The organism is Micromonospora sp. NPDC005979 (assembly GCF_040614415.1).
GTDB lineage: Bacteria > Actinomycetota > Actinomycetes > Mycobacteriales > Micromonosporaceae > Micromonospora.
This window is the reverse complement of sequence record NZ_JBEXUR010000001.1, coordinates 47,641-74,258: the sequence shown is the minus strand read 5'-3', so window position 1 is coordinate 74,258 and position 26,618 is coordinate 47,641. Positions and strand designations below refer to the sequence as shown.

Annotated in this window: 27 protein-coding genes and 4 pseudogenes; 13 read left to right on the top strand and 18 right to left on the bottom strand. The window is 69.3% G+C overall.

Going from position 1 to position 26,618, the window contains the following annotated elements:
• Positions 1 to 82 precede the first annotated feature (82 nt).
• The gene (locus tag ABZ272_RS00350; protein ID WP_355047692.1) at positions 83 to 1,069 is read left to right on the top strand and encodes a LacI family DNA-binding transcriptional regulator; all 987 of its coding nucleotides are present in this window, start codon (positions 83 to 85) and stop codon (positions 1,067 to 1,069) included.
• 48 nt (positions 1,070 to 1,117) lie between these two features.
• Here the strand turns inward: ABZ272_RS00350 and ABZ272_RS00345 are convergent, their stop codons facing one another.
• The 6 genes and pseudogenes from ABZ272_RS00345 to ABZ272_RS00320 all read right to left on the bottom strand — a co-directional run bounded on the left by ABZ272_RS00345 (position 1,118) and on the right by ABZ272_RS00320 (position 4,613).
• On the bottom strand, positions 1,118 to 1,504 hold the full coding sequence (locus ABZ272_RS00345) for a tautomerase family protein (RefSeq protein WP_355047691.1): 387 nt from the start codon (positions 1,502 to 1,504) through the stop codon (positions 1,118 to 1,120).
• Positions 1,505 to 1,603: 99 nt separating this feature from the next.
• Positions 1,604 to 2,398: an alpha/beta hydrolase gene (locus ABZ272_RS00340; RefSeq protein ID WP_355047690.1), complete on the bottom strand. Its 795-nt coding sequence runs from the start codon at positions 2,396 to 2,398 to the stop codon at positions 1,604 to 1,606.
• 305 nt (positions 2,399 to 2,703) lie between these two features.
• Positions 2,704 to 3,192: pseudogene (locus tag ABZ272_RS00335) on the bottom strand (SDR family oxidoreductase).
• Positions 3,114 to 3,461, bottom strand: a complete 348-nt coding sequence (locus ABZ272_RS00330) for a hypothetical protein (protein ID WP_355048254.1) — start codon at positions 3,459 to 3,461, stop codon at positions 3,114 to 3,116. The pseudogene ABZ272_RS00335 and the gene ABZ272_RS00330 overlap by 79 nt, the downstream one beginning before the upstream one ends.
• Positions 3,462 to 3,668: 207 nt before the next feature.
• Entirely contained in the window at positions 3,669 to 3,800 is a 132-nt protein-coding gene (locus ABZ272_RS00325; RefSeq protein WP_355047689.1) for a hypothetical protein, read from the bottom strand.
• 12 nt (positions 3,801 to 3,812) lie between these two features.
• Positions 3,813 to 4,613: a methyltransferase domain-containing protein gene (locus ABZ272_RS00320; RefSeq protein WP_355047688.1), complete on the bottom strand. Its 801-nt coding sequence runs from the start codon at positions 4,611 to 4,613 to the stop codon at positions 3,813 to 3,815.
• A 525-nt stretch (positions 4,614 to 5,138) separates the two neighbouring features.
• Between ABZ272_RS00320 and nhaA the strand changes: the two genes are divergently transcribed.
• Both nhaA and ABZ272_RS00310 read left to right on the top strand, forming a co-directional pair.
• The gene (gene nhaA / locus ABZ272_RS00315; RefSeq protein WP_355047687.1) at positions 5,139 to 6,425 is read left to right on the top strand and encodes a Na+/H+ antiporter NhaA; all 1,287 of its coding nucleotides are present in this window, start codon (positions 5,139 to 5,141) and stop codon (positions 6,423 to 6,425) included.
• 70 nt (positions 6,426 to 6,495) lie between these two features.
• On the top strand, positions 6,496 to 6,942 hold the full coding sequence (locus ABZ272_RS00310) for a CBS domain-containing protein (RefSeq protein WP_355047686.1): 447 nt from the start codon (positions 6,496 to 6,498) through the stop codon (positions 6,940 to 6,942).
• A 3-nt stretch (positions 6,943 to 6,945) separates the two neighbouring features.
• On the opposite strand, the gene ABZ272_RS00305 is transcribed toward ABZ272_RS00310, so the two are convergent.
• A complete protein-coding gene (locus ABZ272_RS00305; RefSeq protein WP_355047685.1) occupies positions 6,946 to 8,235 on the bottom strand; it encodes an ArsB/NhaD family transporter in 1,290 nt (429 codons plus the stop codon).
• 266 nt (positions 8,236 to 8,501) lie between these two features.
• Between ABZ272_RS00305 and ABZ272_RS00300 the strand changes: the two are divergent.
• The 3 pseudogenes from ABZ272_RS00300 to ABZ272_RS00290 form a co-directional block, all read left to right on the top strand.
• Positions 8,502 to 8,861: pseudogene (locus ABZ272_RS00300) on the top strand (glycosyltransferase); the annotation flags it as partial.
• 10 nt (positions 8,862 to 8,871) lie between these two features.
• Positions 8,872 to 9,163 (top strand): annotated as a pseudogene (locus tag ABZ272_RS00295) (glycosyltransferase); the annotation flags it as partial.
• A gap of 194 nt (positions 9,164 to 9,357) precedes the next feature.
• Positions 9,358 to 10,044, top strand: a pseudogene (locus ABZ272_RS00290) (class I SAM-dependent methyltransferase).
• Between the two features lie 103 nt (positions 10,045 to 10,147).
• Here the strand turns inward: ABZ272_RS00290 and ABZ272_RS00285 are convergent.
• Positions 10,148 to 10,582: an ATP-binding protein gene (locus ABZ272_RS00285; RefSeq protein WP_355047684.1), complete on the bottom strand. Its 435-nt coding sequence runs from the start codon at positions 10,580 to 10,582 to the stop codon at positions 10,148 to 10,150.
• A gap of 227 nt (positions 10,583 to 10,809) precedes the next feature.
• Here ABZ272_RS00285 and ABZ272_RS00280 point away from each other — a divergent pair, with 227 nt between their 5' ends.
• Positions 10,810 to 11,118, top strand: coding sequence for a hypothetical protein (locus ABZ272_RS00280; RefSeq protein ID WP_355047683.1), 309 nt, complete (start codon positions 10,810 to 10,812; stop codon positions 11,116 to 11,118).
• A gap of 7 nt (positions 11,119 to 11,125) precedes the next feature.
• Positions 11,126 to 12,475: a PP2C family protein-serine/threonine phosphatase gene (locus ABZ272_RS00275; RefSeq protein ID WP_355047682.1), complete on the top strand. Its 1,350-nt coding sequence runs from the start codon at positions 11,126 to 11,128 to the stop codon at positions 12,473 to 12,475.
• Between the two features lie 142 nt (positions 12,476 to 12,617).
• Here ABZ272_RS00275 and ABZ272_RS00270 read toward each other — a convergent pair whose 3' ends face one another.
• From ABZ272_RS00270 to ABZ272_RS00230, 9 genes are all read right to left on the bottom strand, one after another.
• Positions 12,618 to 14,288: a serine/threonine-protein kinase gene (locus ABZ272_RS00270; RefSeq protein WP_355047681.1), complete on the bottom strand. Its 1,671-nt coding sequence runs from the start codon at positions 14,286 to 14,288 to the stop codon at positions 12,618 to 12,620.
• Between the two features lie 132 nt (positions 14,289 to 14,420).
• A complete protein-coding gene (locus tag ABZ272_RS00265) occupies positions 14,421 to 15,149 on the bottom strand; it encodes an anti-sigma factor (protein ID WP_355047680.1) in 729 nt (242 codons plus the stop codon).
• Positions 15,146 to 15,763 carry an ECF RNA polymerase sigma factor SigK gene (gene sigK / locus ABZ272_RS00260; protein WP_355047679.1) on the bottom strand — a complete coding sequence of 206 codons (618 nt, stop codon included), beginning with the start codon at positions 15,761 to 15,763 and terminating at the stop codon, positions 15,146 to 15,148. Before sigK ends, ABZ272_RS00265 begins: the two co-directional genes overlap by 4 nt.
• Positions 15,764 to 15,823: 60 nt before the next feature.
• Positions 15,824 to 16,513: a class F sortase gene (locus ABZ272_RS00255; RefSeq protein WP_355047678.1), complete on the bottom strand. Its 690-nt coding sequence runs from the start codon at positions 16,511 to 16,513 to the stop codon at positions 15,824 to 15,826.
• Between the two features lie 13 nt (positions 16,514 to 16,526).
• Positions 16,527 to 17,315 (bottom strand): hypothetical protein, encoded by a 789-nt coding sequence (locus tag ABZ272_RS00250; protein WP_355047677.1) that lies wholly within the window; start codon positions 17,313 to 17,315, stop codon positions 16,527 to 16,529.
• A 138-nt stretch (positions 17,316 to 17,453) separates the two neighbouring features.
• Positions 17,454 to 18,959: a molybdopterin-dependent oxidoreductase gene (locus tag ABZ272_RS00245; RefSeq protein WP_355048237.1), complete on the bottom strand. Its 1,506-nt coding sequence runs from the start codon at positions 18,957 to 18,959 to the stop codon at positions 17,454 to 17,456.
• 77 nt (positions 18,960 to 19,036) lie between these two features.
• On the bottom strand, positions 19,037 to 19,675 hold the full coding sequence (locus ABZ272_RS00240; RefSeq protein WP_355047676.1) for a fasciclin domain-containing protein: 639 nt from the start codon (positions 19,673 to 19,675) through the stop codon (positions 19,037 to 19,039).
• 481 nt (positions 19,676 to 20,156) lie between these two features.
• Positions 20,157 to 21,461: an FAD-dependent monooxygenase gene (locus ABZ272_RS00235; protein WP_355047675.1), complete on the bottom strand. Its 1,305-nt coding sequence runs from the start codon at positions 21,459 to 21,461 to the stop codon at positions 20,157 to 20,159.
• 28 nt (positions 21,462 to 21,489) lie between these two features.
• Positions 21,490 to 21,966, bottom strand: a complete 477-nt coding sequence (locus ABZ272_RS00230; protein WP_355047674.1) for a MarR family transcriptional regulator — start codon at positions 21,964 to 21,966, stop codon at positions 21,490 to 21,492.
• Positions 21,967 to 22,031: 65 nt separating this feature from the next.
• Between ABZ272_RS00230 and ABZ272_RS00225 the strand changes: the two genes are divergently transcribed.
• The 4 genes from ABZ272_RS00225 to ABZ272_RS00210 all read left to right on the top strand — a co-directional run bounded on the left by ABZ272_RS00225 (position 22,032) and on the right by ABZ272_RS00210 (position 25,094).
• Complete coding sequence (locus ABZ272_RS00225; protein ID WP_355047673.1) at positions 22,032 to 22,751, top strand: DUF3159 domain-containing protein; 720 nt, start codon at positions 22,032 to 22,034, stop codon at positions 22,749 to 22,751.
• Between the two features lie 65 nt (positions 22,752 to 22,816).
• The gene (locus tag ABZ272_RS00220; protein WP_355047672.1) at positions 22,817 to 23,104 is read left to right on the top strand and encodes an antibiotic biosynthesis monooxygenase; all 288 of its coding nucleotides are present in this window, start codon (positions 22,817 to 22,819) and stop codon (positions 23,102 to 23,104) included.
• Positions 23,101 to 23,517: a hypothetical protein gene (locus tag ABZ272_RS00215; protein ID WP_355047671.1), complete on the top strand. Its 417-nt coding sequence runs from the start codon at positions 23,101 to 23,103 to the stop codon at positions 23,515 to 23,517. The genes ABZ272_RS00220 and ABZ272_RS00215 overlap by 4 nt, the downstream gene beginning before the upstream one ends.
• Positions 23,514 to 25,094, top strand: coding sequence for a multicopper oxidase domain-containing protein (locus ABZ272_RS00210; RefSeq protein WP_355047670.1), 1,581 nt, complete (start codon positions 23,514 to 23,516; stop codon positions 25,092 to 25,094). The genes ABZ272_RS00215 and ABZ272_RS00210 overlap by 4 nt, the downstream gene beginning before the upstream one ends.
• Here the strand turns inward: ABZ272_RS00210 and ABZ272_RS00205 are convergent.
• Positions 25,013 to 25,330 (bottom strand): ricin-type beta-trefoil lectin domain protein, encoded by a 318-nt coding sequence (locus tag ABZ272_RS00205; protein ID WP_355048236.1) that lies wholly within the window; start codon positions 25,328 to 25,330, stop codon positions 25,013 to 25,015. The two genes, ABZ272_RS00210 and ABZ272_RS00205, sit on opposite strands and share 82 nt — an antisense overlap.
• A gap of 336 nt (positions 25,331 to 25,666) precedes the next feature.
• Between ABZ272_RS00205 and ABZ272_RS00200 the strand changes: the two genes are divergently transcribed.
• Complete coding sequence (locus tag ABZ272_RS00200) at positions 25,667 to 26,290, top strand: SDR family oxidoreductase (protein ID WP_355047669.1); 624 nt, start codon at positions 25,667 to 25,669, stop codon at positions 26,288 to 26,290.
• Positions 26,291 to 26,618: the final 328 nt, after the last annotated feature.

The window sequence follows — 26,618 nt, the reverse complement described above, 5'->3', positions numbered from 1 at the left end:
AATTGCCATCGATGCTCTGCTGATGTGCATGAACCCCGAAGGCGCGCCCTCTCCCCGTGCGGCGGTACGCCGGGAGGGCCGCGTGACCATCAACGACATCGCTGCCCTCACCGGCGTTGCCGCCTCCACCGTGTCCCGGGCGCTGAGCCGGCCCGACCGGGTCAACCGGGTCACCCGGGAACGCATCCAGGCCGCCGCCCGCGAGCTGAACTACGTACCCAACACGCACGCGCGGGCGCTGTCGTCGGGGCGTACCGAAACGGTCGCCCTGCTCGTCTCGGACGCGACGAACCCGTTCTTCTTCGGACTGATCCGCGGCGCGCAACAACAACTGCGCGCCGCCGGCCACGCCCTGCTGCTGATCGACACCGAGGACTCGGCCGAGCTGGAGAACCATCTGCTGCACAAAGTGCGCCGGTCGGTCGACGGGGTGATCCTCGCCGCCTCCCGGCTGCCCGAGCGGACCCTGTCCGTCATCGCCGCCGAACTGCCGGTCGTCACTGTCAACCGCAACGTCCCCCGGGTGCGCAGCGTCGTCATCGACAGCCCGGACGGGGTGATGCAGGCCGTCGAGCACCTGGTCTCGCTGGGCCACCGGGCGATCGCGTACGTCGCCGGACCGCCGTCCTCCTGGGCCGACGCGGCCCGGTGGCGGGCGATGCGGACCGCGATGGCCCGACACGGCCTCACCGCGGCCCGCGTCGGACCGTTCGGCGTGTCCCGCAACTCCGGGTCGGTCGCCGCGGACGCGCTGCTGAACACCGGCGCCACCGCCGGCGTCACCTTCAACGACCTGCTGGCGATCGGCATCCTGCGGCGGCTGGCCGAACGCGGCGTCGACGTCCCCGGCGAGATCAGCGTGGTGGGCTGCGACGACATCTTCGGTGCCGACTTCTGCAGCCCTCCGCTGACCACCCTCACCGCGCCGATCGAACAGGCCGGCCGGGTGGCGGTGTCCATGCTGCTGGACCACCTTGAGCACCTGGGAGAAACGGCCTCCCGTCAGACCGTGCTGCTGCCCACGCACCTGACCATCCGGCAGTCCAGCGGGCCGGCCCCGCGCCGGTGACCACTCGCCGGGCGCGGTCGTCCGATGCGGCCTGCGCTCGCGTTGCTCTCACGGCCCCTTGAAGAGTTGAGCTTCCCCGTTACCAAAGGACCAGTTCTCGGCGCTGGTCTCGACCACCGAGATCAGCACATCCTCGGGACGCACCCCCGGGTCGCGGCCGAGCCGTTCGACGATCGCGCGATACATCGCCAACTTGGCGTCGGAGGACTTGCCCGACGTCCAAAAGACCTGGATCTGCACCAGGTCAGCCGACCGTTGGATACCGAGGAAATCACCGTAGGCGAATGCGCTCTCGCCGTGCTCCGTGATGGCCATGAAGCGATCACCGTCCTTGATCTTGACGGTCTCGCGCATGGCCTCGTAGATCTGGTCGAGCAGTGCCTGCCTGTACGCCTCGGACTTGCCCTCGCGGATCGCGATACGAGTGAGAGGCATTGATCATCCTCTCCTTTTCGCCAAGATCGTCAGCGCGGTCCTGCCGAGGATGTGGCTCGCCGTCGACAGCATCCCAACGCGGTTGACGCCTATGGTCCGCTACCTCAGGAAGTCCAGGAGCTGCCGTGTGGTCTCCTCGGACGCCTCCTCAGGAATGAAGTGGCCGACCGGCACCGGCTCGCCGCGTACGTCGTCGGCCCATTCGCGCCAGATCGCGAGCGGGTCGTCGTAGAGCTTCGCGACCTGACCCTGTTGACTCCAGAGGAACAGCACCGGGCAGGCGATCTTTCGGTTGCCGCGGTCCGCCTCGTCCTGCTGGTAGTCCAGCGACGCGGCCGCGCGAAACTCCTCGCAGATCGCGTGGACGGTGGCGGGGTCGCCGAACTGCTTGACGTACGCGGCGCGTACCTCGGCCGGGAACGCGTCCTTCACCGCCGGCCACGTGTCGAGCATGAAGTCGACGAGCACCGCGGGCGCCGCCGCGATGAACTGCTCGGGCACCGGTGCCGGAGCTGCCAGGAACGACCACACCCAGTAGGAGAGGCTGAACGTCCTGTCGGCCCGGTCGTAGACGTCGCCGATGGGCACGACGTCCATGACGGTCAGCCGGGTGACGACGTCGGGTTCGTCGAGCGCGAGGCGGTAGGCGCAGCGAGCACCCCGGTCGTGCCCGACGAGGCGGAACTGCTCGTAGCCCAGGCTCCGCATCACCTCGATCTGGTCGCGGGCGATCGCTCGCATGCTGTACGGCTCGTGCGTCGCACTGCTTTCTGGTTTACCGCTGTCACCCCAGCCGCGCAGGTCCGTGGCGATCACCGTGTAGCTCTCGGCGAGCCGCGGCGCTACCCGGTGCCACATGAGGTGCGTCTCGGGAATTCCGTGCAAGAGCAGCACCGGAGGCCCGCTGCCGCCGCGGCGACCGTGGATCGTCGATCCCGACGTGGGTATATCGAATTCGTCAAAGCCGTCGAACATGCCGGAACCTCCTGCGGATGATTCGGGCTGCCGGTGCCGGTGGCCTGAACCGTTGATCGAAGGTCCTCCGCACTTCCCGGATTTGATCCGGGCAAACAGGGCAAGTCAGAGTATTCGGATTGGGATCATCTGATGTCGGGCCACGGGTCAGGACGAGCCGGTGGCATGTCCGAACTCTTCGGCGACGAGGGCGGACGAGCGTGTGCGGTTGGCGGTGTCGTCGATCAACGAGGTGAGCAGAAGGTGCTCGTGAGGGCGTAGAGGACCGCGCGGACGACGTCGTCCGGGTGGCCCACCCGACCGGCCGGGTTGCGGGCCGCCCGACTCGCGAAGAGGTCGGCCTCCTGCTGCTCGCCGAGCGCGTCGTAGGCACCGCTGTCGATGGTGCCCGGCGAGACTGAGTTCACCCGCAGCGGCGCGAGTTCCACGGCCAGGGCCCGGACGGCCGCGTCGACGCCGCCGTTGGTGGCCGCCACCGCCAGCATGCCCGGCGCCGGCTTGTGGGCGGTCGCGCCGGAGAAGAAGACGAAGCTGCCGCCCTACGGCATGCGAGGTGCGAGGTGTTTGGCCAGCAGGATCGGGCCGACCACCTTGGTCGACAGGGACTGCAGTACGGCGGCCGCCTGCAGGTCGCTCAGACGTCCGCGAGCGCGGGCCGACGCTGTCGACACGACATGGTCGACGCGACCCAACCGTTCAGCGAGCGCCGCCACGCTCGCCTCATCCGTGACGTCGACGGGCGTCCCACATCCTCATGACGCCCGGATGGTCCAGCCCGGCCAAGTCCACGAACCTCGACCAGCGTCCGCTCGTGCAACAAGGCCCATTCCGCGTTGCTCGCGCACACCGGCACCGCGGTCCGCTTCAGCGCGACCTCCCGGCCGAGCACCTCGTCGCGAGCCAGCCACACGAGCCCCGACGTGGCGGTGTCATCAACAGGGAGGAGCAAGCGGTGCCGACCGGCGAGCAGCGCGTCGCCCATGTGAGTGATGCGGAGCCGTCCGCCCGGCGCATGGCTGAATGGGTGGAACGCACAACGGCCGTCGCTGCGGACGAGCGGGTTGGCCGACACGGGTAGGCAGGAGAGTGCCGGCGAGCAGGACCGCGCCCGGGCGCAGGCGTGCTCGTGCAGGTATTTCGGCGAAGTCGGGGGTCATCGGTTACCACCGTCCGGTGGCACCTTTCTCACTCAGGCGACGAGTCCGTTGACGGTGTCCAGGTCGACCAGGCGCAGGGCCAGGGCGCCGCCGCCACGGCAGGCGGTTTCGGTGTGCGGGCGCAGGAGCAGTGCGTCGGGGATGACGTCGTTGCCGCACCACATGCGCCGCGTCCTTCACACGCCTGTCGGCCGGGTACCGCGGATCGCCCAGGCACGTGCGGTCAGTCGGATCGACCCGTCGGGACCGGTTGGCAGGCGGGCGGCGAGCAGGTCCCGCAGCGCGACCCGCTGGGGCTCGGCTAACGAGGACAGGTAAGCGGGGGCAGAGCCCTGCCCCCCGAGGAACGGTGTCCAGTAGTCGGCGAAGCCGGTGAAGACGGTCGGTACGACAACCGCCTCCACCGACACATCGGTCAGCCCAGCCTCACGCCACAGCGTCTGAAGCGCCTCCGGCCGGCAAAGCGCGAAGCGGCGGCCGTCGTCCCGCCCTGCCGCGGCGGAGTCGAGCTCGTTGGCAGCGTCCCAGAACTGTCGCATCATCTCCATCCCCTCGGCGTAGTCCCAGACATAGGCGGCCACCAGCCCACCGGGGACAGCCACTCGCGCGAATTCCGCCACCGCCCGGGCCGGTTCAGGTACGAAGTTCAACACCAGACCACTCACGACCACGTCGACGGCGCTGTCCGGTAGGGGCAGCACCCGGGCATCACCGACCGTGAAGACGGTCCGCGGGTCAGTGGCCTGAGCACGGGCCTGCCTAACGAAACCCTCGGAGGAATCCACGCCGGTGACCTGCCGTGGTTGCGCGGTCGCCAGCACCGTCGAGGTCAGTACGCCAGTGCCACTACCCACATCGAGCCAGCGCAGCCCTCCCGGCAGGCCGAGCCAGCGTACGAACGCCGCCGCGACGAGACGGCTCCACCGACCCACATATGCCTCGTACGCCGTTCCGTCGACCCACACCGTGGATGCCATGGCCGCACCCTACGACGGCCACACGTTCCGGCAGGTCGATACACGCGGCACGACGGCCCTCCCGAGCGCAGCGCCCGCCGATCGGGCTTGCGCCGGCCTCGAGAACGCTGATGAAGGCACACCCTGCTGCCCGGTCCATCCGCCCCGGGCCGATGCGGGCCCGATCGGCCATCCGCCGTACGGGACGCTCGTACGTGTCGCTCATCGAACGGGCGCGGACGCCCACGTCGAGTTCGCTGCGGCCGTGCGACACCAAGCTGGAGCGCTACACGCCGACCTGGCTCCAGCGCCGACTCGGCGGCGGTCACCGGATGGATCGCGCAAACCCGGCGGTAGGCCCAGTTCGTCGGCCACTGCACGCGCCTCATCAAGGACGACTCCGCATGCGCAGTGACGAGGCACACCGCAGGTAGTAGTCGATCAAAGCCGTTCCCGAGCCCTCGGACGTCGGTACCATGGAGTGCGGTGTGCCGGGAAGCCTGGTCGGCGAATGGTCTTGACCTGTCTTCCGAAAGTGGGCCCCTTGTGACGTCGAACCCTCAGTCGCCCCCTCGTGTCCTTGGCCGTGGTTCCTGGGCCGAGGCACGTCGCATCGCCGACGTGCTGCGCAAGGAGACGATCGGTGGGGCACTGCTGCTGATCGGTGCCGTCGTGGCGCTGATCTGGGCGAACTCTCCGTGGGCGCATCGCTACCAGGCGATGACGGCGCTCACCGTCGGCCCCCACGCCCTGCACCTCGACCTGTCGCTGGCGATGTGGGCGGCCGACGGGCTGCTGGCGATCTTCTTTTTCGTCGCTGGTCTCGAACTCAAACGCGAGTTCGTCGCCGGTGATCTGCGCGATCCCCGCCGGGCCGCGGTCCCGGTCGCCGCCGCGGTCGGCGGCGTACTCGTGCCGGCCCTGCTGTACGCGGTGGTGAACTGGGGTGGCGCGGTGAAGGGTTGGGCGATTCCGACCGCCACCGACATCGCGTTCGCCCTCGCCGTACTGGCGGTGATCGGCCGGCATCTGCCGAGCGCGCTGCGTACCTTTCTGCTGACCCTGGCAGTCGTGGACGACCTGCTGGCGATCGTCATCATCGCGGTCTTCTACACCGCCCACCTGTCGGTGCTGCCACTGCTGGCCGCGGCGGTGCCGCTGGGGTTGTTCGCGCTGCTGGTACAGCGTCGGGTGCGCTCATGGTGGCTGCTCCTGCCGCTGGCGTTCGCCACCTGGGCGCTCGTGCACGCCTCGGGCGTGCACGCCACCGTCGCCGGGGTGCTGCTCGCCTTCGCCGTTCCGGTGCTGCGCTCCAGCGGCGCCGGCCCCGGGCCCGGCTTGGCTGAGCACTTCGAACACCGCTTCCGGCCGATCTCCGCCGGCGTCGCGGTGCCGGTGTTCGCTCTGATGTCCGCCGGGGTGGCCGTCGGCGGGCTCGACGGTTTGGCGCAGGCGGTCACCGACCCCATCGCGGTGGGCATCATCCTCGGCCTGGTCGTCGGCAAGCCGATCGGCATCCTGCTCGCGACCTGGCTCGTCGCCCGGTTCACCCGGGCCCGGTTGGACGCGGGGCTGGCCTGGATCGACGTGGCCGGGCTGGCCGTGCTGGCCGGTATCGGGTTCACCGTCTCGCTGCTGATCGGCGAACTCGCCTTCGGTATCGGCAGCGACGCCGACGGCCGGGTCAAGATCGCCGTCCTGGCGGGCTCCGTGATCGCCGCCGCGCTCGCCATGGTCATCTTGCGGGTGCGCAACCGCGTGTACCAGCAGATCTACGAGGCCGAGCAGGTCGACCGTGACCACGACGACGTCCCCGACGTCTACCAGCGGTAGGTCGGGCGGACGGCGGGCGTCGGGCGGTATCGGTGCGATCGAGGCGACGCCCCGGGCGTATGGTCGGGGCATGCGCGCGAGCGATGTGGCGACCTCGATCGACACCGTTACCGAGGACATGCCGGCCCGGGAGGCAGCGCGGATCCTGGCGGCGCAGGACCTACCCGGCCTGATCGTGGTCGACAGCAAGGGCCGCCCCTCGACGGTGCTGGCCGGTACGCAGGTGCTGCGGATGGCGCTGCCGTCCTACTGCCAGGACGATCCGGCGCTGGCCCGGGTGATCGACGAGGCCGCCGCCGACGTGATCCTGGAGGGTATCGGTAACCGCACCGTCGCGGATCTGCTACCCCGTAACCGTCCGGATCTGCCGGCGGTCAGCGCCGACGCCACTCTGCTCGAGGTGGCCTCGGTGATGGCCCGCTCGAACGTGCCGCTGGTCGCGGTCGTCGACCGCGACCGGGTGATGACCGGCGCGATCACCCTGGACGGGCTGCTCGACCGGATGCTCGGCACCTGAGCGTCAGAAGAATCGCAGCCACAGATACGGCACCGCGATCGCCACCGAGATCACGGTGACGATGAGACCGTACTTGGTGAAGCCCCAAAACGTGATCTTGTGCCCGGCGCGGTCGGCGATGCCGAGCACCACCACGTTCGCGGACGCGCCGACGGCAGTGGCGTTTCCGCCGAAGTCAGCCCCGATGGCGAGCGCCCACCAGAGCACTTGAGCCTTACCGATCCCGCCTTCGGCGTTCACCAGCTCGCTCACGATGGGGCTCATCGTCGCCACGTACGGGATGTTGTCCACGATCGCCGACAACCCGGCCGACGCCCACAGGAGCAACATGGTGGCCGGCCACAGCTTGCCCTCGACGGCCTCGGTCGCCGACCGCGCGATGGTGTCGATCACGCCGGTGGCGACCAGGGCGCCGACCATGATGAACAAGCCGGCGAAGAACACCAGCGTCGGCCACTCGACGTCCTTGGCCACGTCTTCCGCATCCAGCCGGGACAACGCCAGCAGCAGCAGGCCGCCGAGGATGGCCACCACCGACGGCTCCAGGTGCAGCACCGTGTGCAGGCTGAACGCGAGCAGCACCGCGCCGAGGACCACCAGGCTGATCACGACGAGGCGGCGGTCACGAATGGCGTCCGCCTCCCGCAGCGCCATCACCCGGGCGGCGCGCTCGGCGTCGTAGCGGAACGCCTTGCGGAACATGATCCGACACAGGCCGATGAACACGACGATCACGATCAGTACCAGCGGGGCCATGACGTTCAGGAAGTCGGTGAAACTCAACCCCGACCGGCTGGCGATGATGATGTTCGGCGGATCGCCGACCAGGGTGGCCGCACCACCGATGTTGGACGCCATGACCTCGGCGATCAGAAAAGGGATCGGCGGCACGTCGAGCCGCTCACAGACCAGCAGCGTCACCGGCGCCACCAGGAGAACCGTGGTGACGTTGTCCAGCGCCGCCGACACCACGGCGGTCACCACGACCAGGATCACCATGATCGGGAACGGGCGGCCCCGAGCCTTCTTGGCGCTCCAGATCGCCAGGTACTCGAACAGACGGGTGCGTTTCAACACGCCGACGATCAGCATCATCCCCAGCAGCAGGAAGATGACGTTCCAGTCGATGCCCGCCTCTTCGGAGAAGAACGCGTGCTCGGCGTCGGTCGCCCCGATCGCCAACATGATCGACGCGCCACCCAGCGCCACCGTCACCCGGTTGATCTTCTCGGTGGCGATCAGCACGTAGGCGGCGGCGAACACGACCACCGCGATCCAGGCCAGGGTGCTCATGGGGCGCGTCTCCTGTTCTGGCCAGCCGTCGTCGCAACGCCGACCAGACTTCCCGGCACACCGGAGATCAACCTATCAGCCGATCCGGTCGACAGCCGATTCTGTGGGACCGGGTAACGGGGCGGACCGAGCGGTCAGACGATCTCACCGGTCCGCTGGCGTGACGGACGGCGCGGCGGCATCCGCTGGCGGGATGTCGTCGACCACCTTGCGGTTGAGGCTCACCTGCGCCATGCCGGTGCCGCCCACGCGGATGTCGTCGTACGCCGGTGACCGACGGCTCGGCCGACCTCGTTGTCGGCCGCCGCCGGTGTCTCGCCATGGCACGCCCGAGCCGGCACCGCCCTGGTAGCAGCATTGCTGCGACACCGCGGCATACCGTTGCGCGACCTCAGCCCGATCCGGGTCGCCTGCCGCAAGGCGTTGCTCGGCCTCGGTATCGCCGACCGGGCCTTCGGATACCCCCGCTGGAGCTGCTCATCCGGGCCGCTGCGTCCGGCTGGCGCATCCAGGAAATCGACGTGCGGTACTCGCACCGCGCCGCCGGCACCCGGTCGAAGGTCTCCGGTTCGGCACGTGGCACCCTGCGCGCGACCCGAGACTTCGCCGAAGTCCTTCGCACTGTTGACGTCCTCGATGACCGTCTGGCTGGTGGCGGCGAAGGCACCCGCGCCCGGAGCGGTGAAGACCCGCCTCTGCCCACCCGCCAGCCCTCGCCAGGCTCCCCAACTAGCCGCGGCAGCGCTACTGGACACCCTGGACGCCGTCCGCGCCACACCCGGTGTCACCCTCCACGGTCAGCCGGCCGACGCCGAGGACGCCGGCGAGTTGGCCCTCGCGCTCGCTGGCTGGCTGGCACATCCTGCCCCAGCACGGCACCGACCTCGGCGACCGCCTCGCCCATGACGCAGTGGCGGTGGCCTCCCCGACTGCCGACGATCCGGCGGCCTGGTTGGGGAATGCGACTCCCACGCGTTGCCCGACCACCGAAGGGCCGTACCAGCACTCCCGGTACCGGGTGACCGTCGCAACGGAGGGCCACTCGGACCAGCACGGACCAGCCGGCCGTTTCGCACGCAAGGTCGCGGCCCTTCAGCATGACCTCGCATCAGGGCTCCCGCGATGACCCGCAGCGTCCGGGCCAGACCGTCGGAGGCGTTCGGCAGCGCGCTTCGCCAACACGTCGACCCCCACTGGTTGGTGCACGACGACAACGGCTCGCGCCGCCGCCTGCCAATACGCCGCTGGCACGGGCCAGCCGAGCCGACGATGGACGAGATCCTCGGTAGGTGCGCTGGCCCGACCCTCGACCTGGGCTGCGGCCCGGGGCGACTCACGTCGGCACTCTCCCGCGCCGGGGTGACGGCGGTCGGGGTCGACATCTCGGCGCAGGCAGTCCGGTTGACCCGCGCCCGCGGCGCGGTCGCCCTCCGGGCGGACCGGTTCGCCCCCTGCCCGCCGAGGGGCGTTGGGCACATGTGCTCCTGATCGACGGGAACATCGGCATCGGCGGCGACCCGGGCGTCCTACTCGCTCGATGTCGTGACCTGCTGCGACCCGGCGGCACCGTGCCCGTGAACTCGAACCACCCGGTCCCGGGCTATGGATGGGTCAGGCCCGACTGGCCGTTGAGGGCGCCGAGGGTGGGTGGCACGTCGGGCCACCGTTCCGGTGGGCCCGGCTCGACACGGTGGCGGTCACCAGGGCGGCTCAGCTGCCGGGCTGGTCGTGCGGGATCTATTCCGCCGTGATCGGCGTTGGTTCGCAGAACTGACCGCGACAGCGCCGACGCACGCCTACAGAATGTGACCCGGTCACGCTCGGCAGAGGCTGGTTCGCCTCTCGCACGCGCACCGCGTCAGCGCCAGCTCCTTGAGCCCGACATCGCGGTGGGCGCCGGAAACAACGCTGATCACCGTGGGACGTACGCGAATACCGCCCAGGTGTGCTTCGCGGTCGTGGTGGTGTACCAGCCGATGCGGGTGGAAAGGGTTCGACTGATCATGAGTCCACGGCCACGGAAGTCAATGACGGTGGGTTCGGTGAGGCGGGGGGCGTTGAACAGGTCGCTGTCTGCCACGTCGAGGATTACGCAGTCGTCGCCGCCGAGGAGCCGGACGATGGCGGGAGGTGCGCCGTGTTGCAGAGCGTTGGTCGCCAGTTCGGTGGCGACCAGATTGACACGTTCGCCGAACTCCTGCCGGAGATCCTCGGGAAGAGGGCTCAGGCGGGTGAGGCAGCGACTCAGCGACATCCGCAGCGTCGCCAGATCGCCGGAGCCGGTGATCATCCATCGGCGCAGCACGGCGGCTCCGGGCGGCGGACGGGACAGATTCAGAATGCTCATCCTTGCTCTCTGCCCCCAGACGACTGGATGATGCCAAACCGGAACCGGCACTCGCCAGTCTCTTGACCGGCCACGCCGCGGGACCTGCCGTTCGTGGTGACAAACGCCCGGGATCACGTCCGGCGTGTCCTGGAGGTCACTGATTTGTACGCCATCCTCACCGTTGCAGGAGGGGGTGGAGGCGGCGCGGTTGACGACCGTGAGGCGACCTCAGGTTAAATGCGGTCGTGAGGGAACCGTTCGAGGCCGCTGGCTCGCTGCGTGAGACGTACCAGCAGGTCGACTGGGCCGACACCCCCCTGGGGCCGGTCGCATCCTGGAGCCCTGCCCTGCGCGCGGCGGTGAATTTGATGGTCCGTTCCCGCGCCGCTGCGACACTGCTGTGGGGTCCGCAGTTCGTGCTCCTCTACAACGAGGCGTACGTGCCGATCCTGGCCGAGAAACACCCGAACGCGCTCGGTCGACCCGTGCGGGCGGTGTTTCCCCGAGGTCTGGGCCGACATCGAGCCGCTGCTGAAGTCGGTAGCCGCCGGTGAAGGCACGGTGTGGATCGAGAACCTGCAATTGTTCATCAAGCGCCACGGCATGCTGGAAGAGTCGTACTTCACCTTCTCCTACTCGGCCGTCGCGGGCGAGGACGGCGCGATCGAGGGCGTGCTCGACATCGTCTCCGAAACCACCGGTCAGATCATCGCGCAACGCAGGCTCGCCATGCTCAGCCGCCTGGTCAGCCAACTCGCAGACCTGGACACCGTGCAGGCCCTGCTCGACCGGGCGTTGCCCGTGCTGCGAGGAGACAGCAACGATCTGACCTTCGTCGAGTTGTCGCTACCCGACACGGCCGTCGCTACGCGCGAGAGTCCGCCGCTTCGGCATGACATCGACCTCAACGCGCTCGGCGACGAGCGGGCGGTGTCCATCCTGTTACGCATCGGTGACCCGGCGCGTCACGGCGTTCTGACCGTGCACCTGAGCCCGCACCTGTCGATAGACAGCGCATTCCAAGAGTTCCTTGAACTGATTGCGGCGACCCTTGAACAAAGCCTGGTCCGTATCCACCTCCGGCAGGACGAACGCCACACCGCCGACCTGGAACGCGCCATGTCCGAGACCCTGCAACGCAGCCTGCTCACCACCCCGATACAACCCGATCACCTGCAGGTCGCGGTGCGCTACCAACCGGCCGCCGAGCAGGCCCAGGTCGGCGGCGACTGGTACGACACCTTCCTCCTACCCAGCGGGTGCCTCACCGTGGTCGTCGGCGACATCACCGGCCACGACCGGCACGCCGCCGCGGCAATGGCGCAAGTCCGCAACCTGACCCGCGGCGTCGCGTACACGCTGCCGCAACCGCCCGGCGAGGTCCTCAGCGCCCTCGAAGCAGCGATGTCCGGCCTGGGCGTCAACGTCTACGCCACCGCCGTTCTCGGACAGATCGAGCAGCACGGTGGCGACGCCGAGCAGGGCCTGCGGACGCTGCGGTGGTCCAACGCCGGCCATCCGCCACCGATCCTGTTGCGCCCCGACGGCAGCGTCGACGTGTTGAACACGAAACCGGAGCCGCTGCTCGGCACCCGTTTGAAGGTGAACCGTCACGACCACACCGTCACCCTGGAACCCGGCTCCAGCGTGGTCTTCTACACCGACGGCCTGGTCGAGCGACGCGGAGCCGGCATCGACGAGGGAATCGCCGAACTTGTCGCCCTGCTGACCCATCGACGAGAGCTCAATGCCGAGCAGGTCTGCGACCTTCTGCTCAACCACTTCGGCTACACCACCGAAGACGACATCGTCCTGACGGTCATCCACGCCTACGCCCAAGACCGCCCACGGCCGGCGGAAGCCGGACCCACGGTATTGCCGCACGATATCGCCCCTCACCACAGCCCATAACGATCGCCAGGCCAACAACACGGCACTGGTCGATCCTCGAAAAGGCCGGCCATTGCGTCAGCGGGCTGCGGCCCCCTCCACTCGATCGCGATGACGGACCACCCACCTCGCCGTCCGGAAGGCGTGGCCCGCCATCGCCGGGTCAGTCGAGGCGGAAGCTCGAGAAGGCCAGTCGCTGGAAGGGCTCGGTGGCGCTCCACTGGCTGTCATTAGTGATCCAGGACAGGCTGTAGGCGCGGGTCTTGCCCTCGTTGACCAGCAGCCGGCGGGCGTGCAGTCGCTCGCCGCCCGGCTGGTCGCAGGTGTACTCCCATTCCGCGGCACCACCCGGGCGGATGACCGGCCCGATGCTGATCTTCTGGTAGCCCGGTAGCGCCCCGGTCTTCCGCACGTCGCGCTCCGCTGCCTCCCACCGGGTCGAGGGTATGGAGGAGGCTGTGGCGGCGGGGTCGACGGCGATGGCACGTACCTCGGCGGGGTCGCGGAGGCAGACCGTCCCGCCCTCGGTGTGCCGGGTCCATCCCTCGGGCACCGCCATCAGGAAGCCGGCGGGGTCCTGGTGCCACGCCCACCCGTCCGGCAGGGCGTACGGCAGCGGTGCGGTGGGCTCCTGTAGGGGCTCGGCCTCGCTGGAGGCGGCATCGTCCAGGCAGAGGTGGACGGGCGGGGGCACCTCGGTTGGCTCCATCGCGCCGGCCGCCGCGCCACCCTGGGCGGAATCCGGTGCGCCGTCCTGGCCACCCAGTCCGCCGATCACGGCGCCGGCTGCCGTAACGACGACGGCCACGACTGCCAACAGGCCCCCCACGGCGCCAGCGAACGCCCAGCCGGTCGTCCGGTCCCGAGTGGCCGATGCCGTCACCGGAATGACTGTGGTGTCGATCCCGTCCTGCGCGATCGGGAGTACCGGTGCGACGGTCGATCGTGGCCGGCGACGTACGGCGGAGGGCACGCGCCGCCAACGGGCCGGCCGGGGCGTCGGCACCGGATCGATGGGAACTGTCGCCGCAGCCACCTGCTCGAGGTGGTCGCGGGCCTCCTGCGCGGACAGACGCTGGCGGGGGTTGCGCAGCAGGAGCCCGGTGATCGCGGGTTCGAGCGGCAGGACGCTCATCCGGTCGGGCGCCTCGGTGGCGAGGGCGGCGAGGGTGGCCAGCGTCGAGGGCCGGTGCCACGGCGGGCGGCCCTCCGCTGCCAGATAGAGCGTCGCGCCGAGGGCCCACAGGTCGCTGGCGGGGGTGGATCTGCCGTCGCGGGCGCGTTCCGGCGCGACGTACTGGATCGTCGACAGGGTCGGCGCGGTGACGGTCGCCGGGCTGCGGCTGTCGAAGATCGAGAGGCCGAACCCGCCGAGCATGACCCGACCGTCGTCGGCGAGCAGCACGTTCTGCGGGCTCAGTTCCCCGTGCACGACTCCGGTCGCATGGGCGGCGCTCAGTGCGGCGAGAACGTGCAGGCCGATCCGCGCCACCTCGGCGGGTGCGAGCGGGCCACCGGCGGCGACCACCTCGGACAGGGACCGGGAGGGTACGTGCTCCATGACGAGCCACAGGTGGCCGTCGGCGCTCAGCGCGTCCCACATCCCCACGACGCCGGGATGATCCAGGCCGGCCAGTCCACGAACCTCGTCGAGCGTGCGGTCCCGCAACCGGGACCGTTCGGCGTCGCTCGCCCACCCCGGCACGGCGATCTGCTTGAGCGCGACGTGCCGGTCGAGCACCTCGTCGCGCGCCAGCCAGACGGGTCCCGAGGTCGCAATGTCCCCGATCGGCAGGAGCCGGCGGTACCGGCCGGCGAGCAGCTCGTCATCCATGTGAGTGATTCGGAGCGGTTCACCGCTTGGATGGGTCGGTGACGAGAAGCACACGACTGTCCCGACGGACGGTGTCGGGCAGCGGACGGGATGGGCCGGCCGCCGCTGTGACGGCGGCCGGCCCATCCCGGCTCAGCTCAGTGCGACAGTGCCCACGATCCGCGTGGGGGTGGCCGAGCCGCCGACGGGCTCGTTGGACACCCCGAACGTGCCCGCCTCGCCGACCGGACCGATGACAGTTGTCGACGCCCTATCCCCCTCGGCGAGCTGTCCCACCTTGCGGGGCTCGCTGCCACGGATGAGCCAGAGCTCGTAGATCCGCCCGGGACCGGGCGCGGGCAGGTCACGTAGCAGCACCACACCACGGTCGCGGTCCCGGGAGACCACCACGGTGGCGGCGCCACCGGGCTGTAGCGACCGTTCGAACACCCGGGCGTCCGGGGCGTCCAGGACGGCGGCGATCTGCCGAGCCTGCTCGCTGCTGGCCTGCTCGTCACTGATCCGATCGTTGCTGACGGTCCAGGTGACCGCACTCGCACCACCGGCCACGAGAACCGCTGCCGCGGCGGCCACGGTGAGCTGTCGCCACCTGCCCGCCTGCCGTCTGCCGCTGGCGCCCGCCACGTTGACGCGCAGCTGCGGGGTTCGGGCCGCCTGGGCGAGGGTCCGCTCTCGCAATCCCGGCGGGGGCGACTCGATGACGGTGTCGTCGGCGAGGCGCACGACGGTCTCCCGCAACTCGGCCACCTCGACGCGGCACGGCTCGCACTCGGCCAGGTGCCGCTCGAACGCGGCCCTCTCGACGTCGTCGACCGCATCCAGGACGTACGCGCCAGCGAGGGTGTGCACATCGGCGCTCATGCCCGACCCTCCATCTCGATGCCCAGGCAGTCGCGCATCCGGATCAGTCCGTCGCGCATCCGCGTCTTCACCGTCGGCAACGGTGTCCGCAACTTCTCGGCCACCTCCCGGTAGGTGTGACCGCCGTAGTAGGCCAGGGTCACCGACTCCCGCTGCACCGGCGTCAACCGGCCCAGGCACCGGCGGACCTGTTCGCGCTCCAACCGGGCGGTGACGTCCTCGACGACCTCGTCGTAGGGGACGTGGGTCTCGGTCGCGGCGACCTGCTGGGTGCGGTTGGTGTGGGCCTGTTCGGAACGCACCCGGTCCACCGCCCGGCGATGCGCCATCGTGAGGATCCACGCCGAGGCCGAGCCACGGCCGGCGTCGAAGCGGTCGGCGGTGCGCCACACCTCCACCATCACTTCCTGCGTCACCTCCTCCGCCTGCGCCGGATCGCGTACCACCCGCCGGGCCAGCCCGAGGACCCGACCCGCCATGCCGTCGTACAGCTTCGCGAACGCGCCTTCGTCACCTCGTGCCACCCGTGAGAGCAACTCGTCGGCCGTGGGCTGGCTCGCCGTGTCCTGCGGCACGGATCGCAAGCGCCGTGCCTGTTCCGGTTCACCGCTCATGGCAGATCCTTCGCTGTGCGGGCGACGCGTCGCCGCGCCACCGGGGGCGGACGGCACGCATCAGGCGGGATGAGCGTGAGCGAGGCGCGCGTACACGATGACGTTGTCGCGGTAGTGCTGCGTACTGTCATCGAACTCCCCGCCGCAGGTGATCAGACGCAGCGCGGCGTTATTTGTCGCTCCGTAGACCTCGTCGGTGGGAAAGCGGTCCTTCGGATACTGCTCGACCTTCGTGACGGTGAACATCGCGGTACTGCCGTCCTGCCGGTCGACGGTGACCTCGGCCCCGACCTTCACCCTACCGAGGTCGAAGAACGTTCCCCGGTGACCCTTCCAGTTGACGTGGCCGGCCAGCACCGCCGGGCCGAGCGCCCCGGGCGTCGGTGCCTTGGTGAACCAGCCGACCTCGGCGGCGTTGTCCGGCACCTGCATAGCGCCGTCCGGTTGCAGGCCCAGGGCGACGGTCGCCGCGGCGGCCTTCAGCGACGGGATCGACACCCGCACCGGCGGTGAGCTGGCCATCAGCGGGCCCGAGGTCAACTCGCCCGGCCTGGTGGGCGGTACGGCCGACGCGTTGGCGGCTGGTGCCGCGGCGGACGGGTCAGGTCGTGGTGGGTCGTCACCCCGGTTGGCGACCGCGACCCCGACTGTCAGGGCCGCCGTCGCGGTGAGGATGCCGGCCGCCGCCAGGAGCGCGTGGCGCCCCCGGCGGCGGCCGGCCGACACTGGTACGTCGCCGGTGTCTGTCACGATCGCCTCCGGCTCAGCGCTCGACGGCGAGCCGGCGGCGCGCGACGACCGCACCGGCGGCGCCGAGCAGCGCGAGGCCACCCACGGTGTAGATCATCATCGGGGATCCGCCGGAGGTGCTGCCGTCACCGGTGGCGACACCTCCAGCGGGTACGGAGCCGGCGGCCGCGCCGCTGACCATGCCGCACGTCGCGGGGTCGGTGGCCTCGGCGGGGATGCCGTTGACCCCGATCGACTTGGCGAACGTCGACTCGCCGAGCGCCTCCATGTCGTACTTGCCGTTCTTGTTGGCGTCGATGCCGTGCTGCACGAGGTGCAGATCCTTCAGGTGCTCGATCGTGCCCTTGGGCAGCTCGGCAGCGGGGATGGTGCGCTCGTAGCTGAGGTTGCCCTTCGCGTCGGCCTTCGGCATCCGGTCCACCGCCAGTCCGCTGGCCTTGGTCGTGTCGCCGGTGGTGGTCAGCGAGATGAAGATGTCCCCGTACATCTTCAGGCCCTCCTCGGTGCTGACGTAGCCGTTGCCGTTGGTGTCGGCGGACTTGTCCGGGCAGTGAAAGTCCATGCCGTTCGCCGCGCCGTGCACGTGCTGGGCGTGCGGTGAGTTCGGCGTCATGCCCTTCGACCGGATCATGACCTTCAGGTCGCCGCCGCTCGTCGCGGTCAACGTCGCGGTGCCGGTCGCCCCGGTCTCGTTGAGGTCCTGCAACTGGACCTGCACGCTCTCGTCGGCGTGCGCGACGCCCGGGAACGCGAGGACCAGCGCAGCCGCTGGAAGGGCGAGCAGGCTTCGGGACAGTCTCACAACAAATCTCCGTCTCCGCCGGGGTACGGCGTCAATGTTCAGGTGCTGTCGGGAGGGATTCGTCGCCTCCCGTACAGCGGATTGGTCCCGGCCCGAATTCTTTTCCGGCCCGGGCAGCGAACCGTCGGACGGACCAGTTCAGGTGACGGTCACTGTCGTGCTGTGCCAGCCGGTCGCGCCGTCGGGGAAGGGCGCGGCCCGTTGGTCGGTCTGGGTCGCGCCGGTGGCGTCGGTGGCCCGGACCCGCAGGGTGTGGCTGCCGGCCGCAGCGTCCCAGCGGTAGGTCCACTGCCGCCACAGGTCCGGTGACGGGCCGTCGGCGAGGCGGGCCTGCTGCCACGGCCCGTCGTCGACCTGCACCTCGACGGCGGTGATCCCCCGGCGTTGCGCCCAGGCGACACCGGCGACCATGACGGGTCCGGCAGGGCGTTGGGCGAAGGGTTTCGGGGTGTCGATCCGGGATGCGGTCTTGACCGGCGCGTCGGCGGCCCACCCGCGCTGCACCCAGTACGGGTCGAACGCGTCGAACGTGCTCACCGTCATCGACGTGAGCCACTTGCAGGCGCCGACGTAGCCATAGAGACCGGGAACGAGCATGCGGACGGGGAAGCCGTGGTCCAGCGGCAGGGGTTCACCGTTCATGGCCACGGCCAGAAGCGCGTCGCGGCCGTCCAGGATCGCGTCGAGTGGCGTCCCGATGGTCATGCCCTCCACCGACCGGCTCACGAGCTGGTTCTGCCCGGCGTGGATGCCCGCCTCGCGCAGTAGCGGGGCCAGGGGAATCCCGGCCCAGCGGGCCGTACCGATGTACGGGCCGCCGACCTCGTTGGAGACGCAGTTGAGGGTGATGTCCCGCTCCACGAGACCACGGGCGAGCAGTTCCTCGAATCTCCAGCTACGGGGTCGGTCGACCGCCCCACCCAGGGTCAGCCGCCACGTCTTCAGGTCGACCTGCGGCACGGTGAGGGCGGTGTCGACGCGGTAGAAGTCCCGGTTGGGGGTGACGAATGCCGCGACCCCGTCCACACCGGCGGACACACCGGCGGGTAGCGGCGGCGCGGGACGCACCGGCGGTGGAAGGCGGACGGCGGCGCGGGACCGGGCACCTACCGCGTTACCGTGACCGACAGCCTGGCCGACGGCGGCCGTGGCACCGGCGGTCAGCGCTGTGCCGGCCGCCGTGGCCAGGAACTGGCGGCGGTTGAGCAGCCGCGGTCGGCGCGACGCGCTGACCGGGACCGTCCGGGCAGCGCGCACCACCAGCAGCATCGCGGCCATCCCGGCTCCGGCCCCCACCAGTACCGGCAGGATGTCCACCGGCGTCGCGGTCGGGCGGGACAGGACGGCCGCGGCACCGAGGGCGGCGAACGCGACAAGGCCGGCCGAGCCGTAGCGGCGCCGCCGCAAGGCCGTCACGCCGAGCACCACCGCGGTCAAGGCCAGAAGGGTGTAGACGCCGGCGAGGAGGGCGATCTTGTCGTTGGCACCGAAGGTGCGGATGGCAAACGCCTTGACCGGCTGCGGTGCCAGGTCGATCGCGACACCGCCGACTGCCAGCACCGGATCGGCGGCCGGGTTGACGAGCGCCGCGACGAGATGCGCCACGCCGAGGGTCACCCCGGCGGTCAGCACGCCGACGACCAGGCCGCGAGCGGCGGTGCTCCTCCGGGACGGCCCCGGCCGGCGGTTCGCCGGCCGGGGCTCGATGTCGCTGGACACCATCAGCTCTTGGGCATCAGAACGCTGTCAACGATGTACACGGTGGCGTTGGCCGTCGACACGTTGCCACAGACCACCATCGAGGTGCCGTCGACGGTGAACGACGTGCCGCTGCCGGTCACCGTGACATCGTCGCCCTGCAGCGTCTTGTGCGTGCCGGCCAGGGTGTCCGGGGACAACTGGGTCGTCACCACGTGGTGGGTCAGGATCTTCTTCAGCATGGCGTCGTCGGCCAGGACCTTGTCCAGATCGGCCTTCGGGATCTTGGCGAACGCGTCGTTGGTCGGCGCGAACACCGTGACGCCCTGCGCGCCGTTGAGCGAGTCCACCAGGTTGGCCTTCTGCACGGCCGTGACCAGCGTCGACAGCAGCGGGTTACCGGACGCGGCGGTGGCCACCGGCACCTTCGCCATCGCCTCGAAACTTCCCGGGTTGGACGCGTCGGTCGGCACCGCCGCGCACCCCGCGCCGAACTGACCCGCCATCATCATCGACGGCGATGCCGAGGCCATCGGCGCGCTCGCCGACATGCTCGGGCCGGCGCTCGTACCGCCGGCGGTGTCCTCGCCGTCGGTACCACCGCAGGCGGAAAGGGCCAACGCGGCGATGACGCCGACCGTGGCAAACAGGTTCCGCTTCATACGAACTCCCCAGATGCTTGTACTCAAGTGCTGCTGTCATGAGGCATTCGAGGCGAACCAGCAGACGGATGGGTACAAGATCGGAAAATCTTGTGATGCCGACAATCGGCGCGACGACCGGCGGGGTGAGCAGGTGAGCGAGACCGTGTACCTGCGCTTCGGTGCCCGTCGCCCACAGGTCGCTGCGGTGTCGTCATGATTCAGGGCGGCGCTGCACAAGCCGGCTGATAATAGGTACCGGCCTCACCTGTGCGATCGCGGCCAGCGCTCGGCGGGACGGACGGCGTCGACGCGGATGGCGCTTCGGCCACAACCCATACCTGGGCGAGCACAGCGCCCAGCGGCCCGGACGTACTCGCGGCGATTGCCCAGTCGACGACTCAACGAGGGCTGCGGGGCCGGGCTGGAGCGACCGTTGCCGGTACGGTCGCCGCTTGGGAGTTCTCGCAGCAAAATGGCCCTCAGCGATGTCCGAGGTCGATTAGATCGATGGCCCGAAGATTTTGCGCCGTATGGCGGGGATGGCTGCGCTCGCGCGGAGGAGCGCGCGGAACACGGTCCGGTTCGACGGTGTCGCGAGGGCGGCGTTGGTGGCATTTCGGCTGGACAGGGCCAGGGCTTGGTTGGCGTCATGTCGCATCGCGGTTTCGTAGCCGCCGATGGCGCTGACGGTGTCGGCGCCGGCGGTGAGGGCTTGGCGCAGGTGTTCGGCGTCGCCCAGGGCGGTGTTGGCGCCGATGCCGGCCATGGGTGTCATGTTGTGGATGGCGTCGCCGAGGAGCGTGATTCGTGAGGGTGCCCACTCGGGGAGCTGGGGCATGGTCCGTAGCGGCACGGTGGTGATGGTGGTGGCGTCCGTCGCGTCGACCAGGGTCCGTAGGGGTGCCGCCCAGTCGCGGACGCGTTCGGTGACGAGTTGCTTGAGCTGGTTTCGGTCGAGATTCTCGACCCCGTGCGGGTACGAGTCGCGGGATCCGGCCCAGGCCCAGACGACGTACTCGGCGGCGCCGTTGCTGACGTCGGTGTTGTCGGGATCGCCGCTGGGCCAGGTGGACAGGAACATCCATCCGTTGCGGGCGGGGACGACGTTGTTGATGCCGCCGTCGGTGAAGTCAGCCGGTAAGGCGGCGGCGACGACGCCCGCTAGGGGAACGCGACCGGCGATGTTGATGATGCCGAGTTCCTGACGCTGCAGGCTGGGGAGACGTTGGTGACGGACGCGGGAGTTACTGCCGTCGGCCCCGACCAGGATGTCGCCGTCGGCGTGGGAGCCGTCGGCGAAGTACGCCCGCACGCCGTCGTCGTAAAGCTCGTAGTGGGTGAACGTCTTGTCCCAATGCACGAGAGGTTCCGCGTCGTCGTCGGTGCCGGTGTTGTGCAGGAGGGCTTCGTAGAGCTTGCCGCGGCTGATCGCGCGGCGTTTGGTGATCGGGTCGGTGGTGTCCTCGGGGAACCTCTTGTCGATGGTGGCCAGGACGCCGCGGCGGGGGTCGTGGAACCGGATGATCAGCGGTACGGGACTTCCAGCCGTGTCGATCATCTTCCAGTTCTCATCGGGGAGGCAGGCGTGCAGGGCCCGCAGGCCGTCGGCGTTGAGGTGGATCCCGTAGCTGGCCGGTTGCTGTGCCCGGTGGGCGGATCGTTCGAACACTCGGGCATCGATTCCCGCGCGTCGTAGTCCGTGCAGGAGGGTGAGGCCGCCGAGGCCCGCGCCGATGATGAGTACGCGCATGAGGTGCTGCCTTTCGTGCCAGCGATCTGGCGTTAAGGGCCTACCGGTCGACAACGGGCAGCCGGTGCATCGGTCGGGTGGTTCACGTGGCGAGCATCGTGCGCAGGAGTCGCTGGAGTTGCTGGGTCTGCGCTGAGGTGAGCGGCGCTGTCGCGGCCGCGGCCGCGGGTTCGGCAGCCTGGTGCGCCTGGGCGAAGACCTCACGGCCGTGCTCGGTCAGGGTGACGGCCCGCAGTCGCCGGTCGCCGGGCACGAGCTGGCGCGAGGCCAGGTCGAGTCGTTCGAGGTCGTCGACGATCCGGACGATCGAGGCTTTGTCGTGGTTGGTGTGCGCGACGAGGTCACGTTGGCTCAGCGGGCCCGAGGCGTGCAGCCGCATCATCACCATCAGATGGCGCCGCTCGATGCCGAACGGCACCAAGGCGTCGTCCATCGCCCTCGCCACGCGGTCGTGTGCCTGACGCAGCAGCAGGCCGATCGCGAAGGGCGACCCCTCCTCCGGGTTCTCCGGAGTGCCGGACGGAGCTGACTGGTTGGCGGAAGCTGATTCTCTAGGCACACCGGAACACTATCTCTCGTGATACAGGTTTGCAAGAGACCGTTTCACGTGTAACCATTTTCCCCATGAGCTTCCAGCGAGCGACCCTCACGATCGGCGATCGGATGCCCCAACACGACGTCAGCCGCCAACCCGAGCCACCACCGCGGTCCGGCCCGCAGCAGGGCCGCCACCAGGCACCCGAGTCGGGATGGGCGGCCATCAGGCAAACCTGGAGCGACCCGGACCGCTGGATCGGAATCGTCGTGGCCGCCGCGCCGGGCCTGGTGTTCGTGGCCGTGAACCTCGTGGCCTCCCTGTACCCGGCGATCACCGCCGCTGCCGTGACCGCTCTCGCCGGCCTGGGCTACCGCCTGGCGCGCCGACAGTCGCCCAGATCGGCACTGATCGGCATCCTGGTCGTGGCGTTGTGCGCGGTGGTCGCCGCCGTCACCGGCGAGGCACGGGGGTTCTTCCTGGTCCCGACGCTGATCCCGTTCGCCGTGATCATGGCGTGCCTGGCCACCATCATCGCCCGCCGCCCCCTGACCGGGCTGCTCCTCAACCGGGTCACCGGCGGCCCTCCTGACTGGTACCGCAACGTCGCGCTGCGCCGCGTCCACCTGACCGCCACCGGCGCGGCGATCGCTATCAACGTCATCAACGCCACCGTGCAGGTGATCTTCTACGAACGGGACGACACAGTCGTACTCGCCGTCGCTCACGCGGCCACGGGACCGGTCTTCGCCACCCTCGTCGCGGTCACGATCGTCGCCGTCCGCAAGACCCTGGCAGCTCAGCGATGACCGTCCCTACCGAGCGCCCGGCCAGCCGCTCAGCCAGTCCGGCAGCCGCGAGCGGCGAGCTGACCGTGACGAGCGTCTTCACCGTGACCGGACAACACCAGGCCCAGCTGTACGCGCTGCTGACCGCCAACGGCCACGACGTACTCGAGCACACGCCCGGCTTCCTCGGCTCAACACTGACCCGCTCCGACGACGGCCGACATGTCATCCACCACGCACGCTGGCGCGACGACGACGCCCTGGCGGCAATGCTGGCCAGCCCGGCCGCGCGTGCCAGCATGGCGGCCTCGCGTCTGCTTGCCGACGTGCAGGTCTTCCGTTCCCACCACACCCTGACTTTCGACGCATCGTGACCAGCACCCAGACCACACCGTCTCCGCAGCCCCAAGCCACGTCGTCGACGCGGCGGTGGCCGATCTGGCTGTTCCGGCTGACCATCACCACTGCCACGGTTCTGGCCTTCGACCAGGCCGTCTTCGCCGGCCAGTTCCTGTCCGGCAGCTACGGGGCACTGCACCTCCATCGGGACACCGCCACAGCCACCGTCGCAGCACTCGCAGCCAGCATCGTCACCTCGGCCCTGTGGCGCCGCGCCGGGACAGGCCCACGCTGGCCAATGCCCGCGTCAATCGTGCTGTTCGTCCTGACCGCACTGCAGACCTGGCTCGGCTACCAACTGATCCTGGCCGTGCACATCCCCCTGGGCGTCACCATCATCGTGCTGCTGATCGCCCTCACCGCCGCCGCATGGAGAAAGACCCGATGAACACCATCAGCCGCAGAACCTTCCTCGGTATCGCCGGAGCCGGGATCGCCGCCGCCGGCATCGGCGTCCCCTTCATCAGCGGCATCGCCGGCGCCAGTTCCACCGGAAAGGTCCTGCCCAGCCGCGCACCGCTGCCACCGCCATTCCGACGGCGGCTCACCCTCCCGCCCGTGCTCCGCCCGACCCGCTCCGACGCCACCACCGACTACTACGACATCGCACAGACCGTCACCCGAGCCACGATCCTCCCCGGGCTGACGACCGAGTTGTGGACCTACAACGGGTCATTTCCAGGGCCCACCATCCGAAGCGAACGAGGCCGCACCGTCACGGTCCGACACACCAACAACCTGCCGGTACCCACCGTCGTCCACCTGCACGGCGGGCGGACGCCACAGGACAGCGACGGCTACCCGACCGACTACGTCTACCCGACCGACATGAGCTACTACGCCCGGCACCACCGCCACGGACATCCCGGCAGCGGCCACGGCATGGTCAACGGCGGCGATACCCGACAGGGCTCTCGGACCTATGCCTTCCCACTAGAGCAGCGAGCGGCGACCCTGTGGTATCACGACCACCGCATGGACTTCACCGGTCCCAGCGTCTGGCGAGGACTCGCCGGCTTCCACCTGCACCACGACGACGAAGAGGCAGCGCTTCGCCTGCCGGAGGGCGACCGTGACCTGCCACTGATGATCACCGACCGCAGCTTCGACGCCGACGGATCGCTGCTCTACCCGAGCCTCGACCCCACCCTGGTGAACCAGCACGGCGTCCACGGCGACTACGTCGCCGGGGTCCTCGGTGACGTCATACTCGTCAACGGCACACCCTGGCCCATCGCATCGGTCGAACGGGGCACCTACCGGATACGGCTGCTCAACGCCTGCAACGCCCGACGACTGTCACTACGACTCGACCCGGCACCCCCGTCCGCCATCACCCAGATCGGCACCGACGGGGGCCTCCTCGCCGAACCCATCCGACACGACCACCTCGAACTGGCCCCCGCCCAACGCTTCGACGTACTCATCGACTTCTCCCACTACGCCCCGGGCGCCGAGGTCACCCTGGTCAACGACTTCGGCACTGCGGCAATGGGACAGGTCATGCGGTTCATCGTCGGCGACGGCCGGCCGCAGGCATTCACGGTGCCGGATCGACTATCCGCTGTTCCCGTGCTGCGGCCAGCCGACGCGGTCACCACCCGCAGGTTCGACTTCCGCGCCGGTGACGTCAACGACCACGACGGCTGGCTCATCTCCCAAGCCCCGTTCAGCCCCGACTCCATCGCCGCGCACGCCCGCCTCGGCACCACCGAAATCTGGCAACTGAACGCCGACTTCCACCACCCCGTCCACATCCACCTCAGCCCGTTTCAAATCCTCGCCCGAGGTAGCGGCGGCCTTGGCCCCTTCGACGCCGGCTGGAAGGACACCATCGACCTACGCCCCGGCGAACAGGCCAAAATCCTCATCCACTTCGACGGCTACCAAGGCAAATACGTCTTCCACTGCCACAACCTCGAACACGAGGACATGGCCATGATGGCGAACTTCGTCGTCAGCTGAGCCGACGGCGCTGAGGTGCCAAGGGCTGACGATCTCGACTGTTGGTTGGTGCCGCCGTGGCAGCTCCAGATGATGACCGTGGTGCCGTTGCTCGTGCCTGCGCCGTTCACGTCAAAGCACTTGTTGCCGTAGACCATCAACTGTCGGCTCGCCGTGTGGGTCCAGCGCTGGTTCGAGGAGCCAAGACAGTCCCACAACTGCACCTGCGCGCCGTTGGTGGTCGTGGCACCAGGCACATCCACACACCGAGGACAGCTGAGTGTCGGAGCTCTGAAACACGAAACCAACGCGGGCGCTCTCTCTACGCCAGCGCCTGCGGACTACCTGTCCGCCTGAACCACGAGGACAACCTGGTCGCCGCGGGCGCCATCACCACACCCCTGCGAGGCGTTCGTCCCGGACCACGTCGACCTTGTCGACGCCTACCCCGACTAACTGTGGTGACCGCCGGGGTTGCTCCTTCGGAACTGTCTGACTAATATCTCAACGCTTGTCTAGTTTTCGGTTGCCGGTGAGGCTTCCGCCTTTGCCGGGACCTGCTTGCGACGAACCCACCAGGTTGAGGAATCGGTATGAAGCTGATCGTTTTCGGGGCCAGCGGCGGCACCGGACGCCTCGTGGTCTCCGGCGCGCTCGACCGCGGGTTCCAGGTGACCGCGGTGGCCCGCCACCTCGACGGGCTGCCGTCACATCCCGATCTCGCGTTGCAACCCGCTGATGTGCTGGCCGGCGGCGACTCGTTGCGGGAGATCGCTGTCGGGCACGACGCAGCGATCTCCGCGATCGGCAGCACGGCCCGGAATCCGAACGGCATCTACTCCAAGGGTGGCCAGGCGGTCGTCACTGCGCTGCAGGACGCTCAGGTGCAACGGTTGATCGTCGTCTCGTCCGGTGGGGTGGAGCCCAAGGACCCCGGGTTGCCCTGGTGGTTCCGGCTGATGATTCCGCTGTTCCTGCGTGAGTTGTACGAGGACATGGGCGTGATGGAGGACATCGTGCGGTCTAGCCGGCTCGACTGGACTCTGGTCCGCGCCGGTTACCTCAGCGACAAGCCGGCCACCGGGACGTTCCGGGTCGAGGACGGGAAGAACCCGCCCGGTGGGTCGCGGCTCAGCCGTGCCGATCTGGCGAACTTCCTGCTCGACCAACTCGACACCAGCCGGTGGAGCAAGGCTGCCCCGACGCTGACCTATTGATCTCATCGTAGGTTCAGTTTTGCGTTCGGGGAGAAGGCACGGCGAGGATTTGACGCATACGACGGCGGAGCACTCCGAGCAGGCGAGCCCGAGGGATCTGCTGACGCTGGGGAAGGTCACCGCCCGTACCGGATGGCGGCCCCCGCTCTGCGTTTCTACGAGAGCAATGGGCTGATCGTCGCAGAGCGCGGTGCGGGCAACCAGCGTCTCACCGCAGGCACATGCTGCGCCGCGTCTCGCTGATCCTCGTTGCTCGGCGACTCGGCATTCACCTTGCCGATGTCGCGGAGATCTTCGCGACGCTGCCGATCGGCCGGCGCCGACCCAG

Bases quoted from the DNA above. Each gene is read 5' to 3' on its own strand.
- ABZ272_RS00345 (WP_355047691.1), bottom strand. From the start codon at position 1,504: ATGCCTCTCACTCGTATCGCGATCCGCGAGGGCAAGTCCGAGGCGTAC.
- ABZ272_RS00210 (WP_355047670.1), top strand. From the start codon at position 23,514: ATGAACACCATCAGCCGCAGAACCTTCCTCGGTATCGCCGGAGCCGGG.
- ABZ272_RS00310 (WP_355047686.1), top strand. From the start codon at position 6,496: ATGCGCGCGAGCGATGTGGCGACCTCGATCGACACCGTTACCGAGGAC.
- ABZ272_RS00240 (WP_355047676.1), bottom strand. From the start codon at position 19,675: ATGAAGCGGAACCTGTTTGCCACGGTCGGCGTCATCGCCGCGTTGGCC.
- ABZ272_RS00200 (WP_355047669.1), top strand. From the start codon at position 25,667: ATGAAGCTGATCGTTTTCGGGGCCAGCGGCGGCACCGGACGCCTCGTG.
- ABZ272_RS00225 (WP_355047673.1), top strand. From the start codon at position 22,032: ATGAGCTTCCAGCGAGCGACCCTCACGATCGGCGATCGGATGCCCCAA.
- ABZ272_RS00305 (WP_355047685.1), bottom strand. From the start codon at position 8,235: ATGAGCACCCTGGCCTGGATCGCGGTGGTCGTGTTCGCCGCCGCCTAC.
- ABZ272_RS00330 (WP_355048254.1), bottom strand. From the start codon at position 3,461: ATGGGCGACGCGCTGCTCGCCGGTCGGCACCGCTTGCTCCTCCCTGTT.
- sigK (WP_355047679.1), bottom strand. From the start codon at position 15,763: ATGAGCGGTGAACCGGAACAGGCACGGCGCTTGCGATCCGTGCCGCAG.
- ABZ272_RS00265 (WP_355047680.1), bottom strand. From the start codon at position 15,149: ATGAGCGCCGATGTGCACACCCTCGCTGGCGCGTACGTCCTGGATGCG.
- ABZ272_RS00270 (WP_355047681.1), bottom strand. From the start codon at position 14,288: ATGGATGACGAGCTGCTCGCCGGCCGGTACCGCCGGCTCCTGCCGATC.
- ABZ272_RS00320 (WP_355047688.1), bottom strand. From the start codon at position 4,613: ATGGCATCCACGGTGTGGGTCGACGGAACGGCGTACGAGGCATATGTG.
- ABZ272_RS00325 (WP_355047689.1), bottom strand. From the start codon at position 3,800: ATGTGGTGCGGCAACGACGTCATCCCCGACGCACTGCTCCTGCGCCCG.
- ABZ272_RS00285 (WP_355047684.1), bottom strand. From the start codon at position 10,582: ATGAGCATTCTGAATCTGTCCCGTCCGCCGCCCGGAGCCGCCGTGCTG.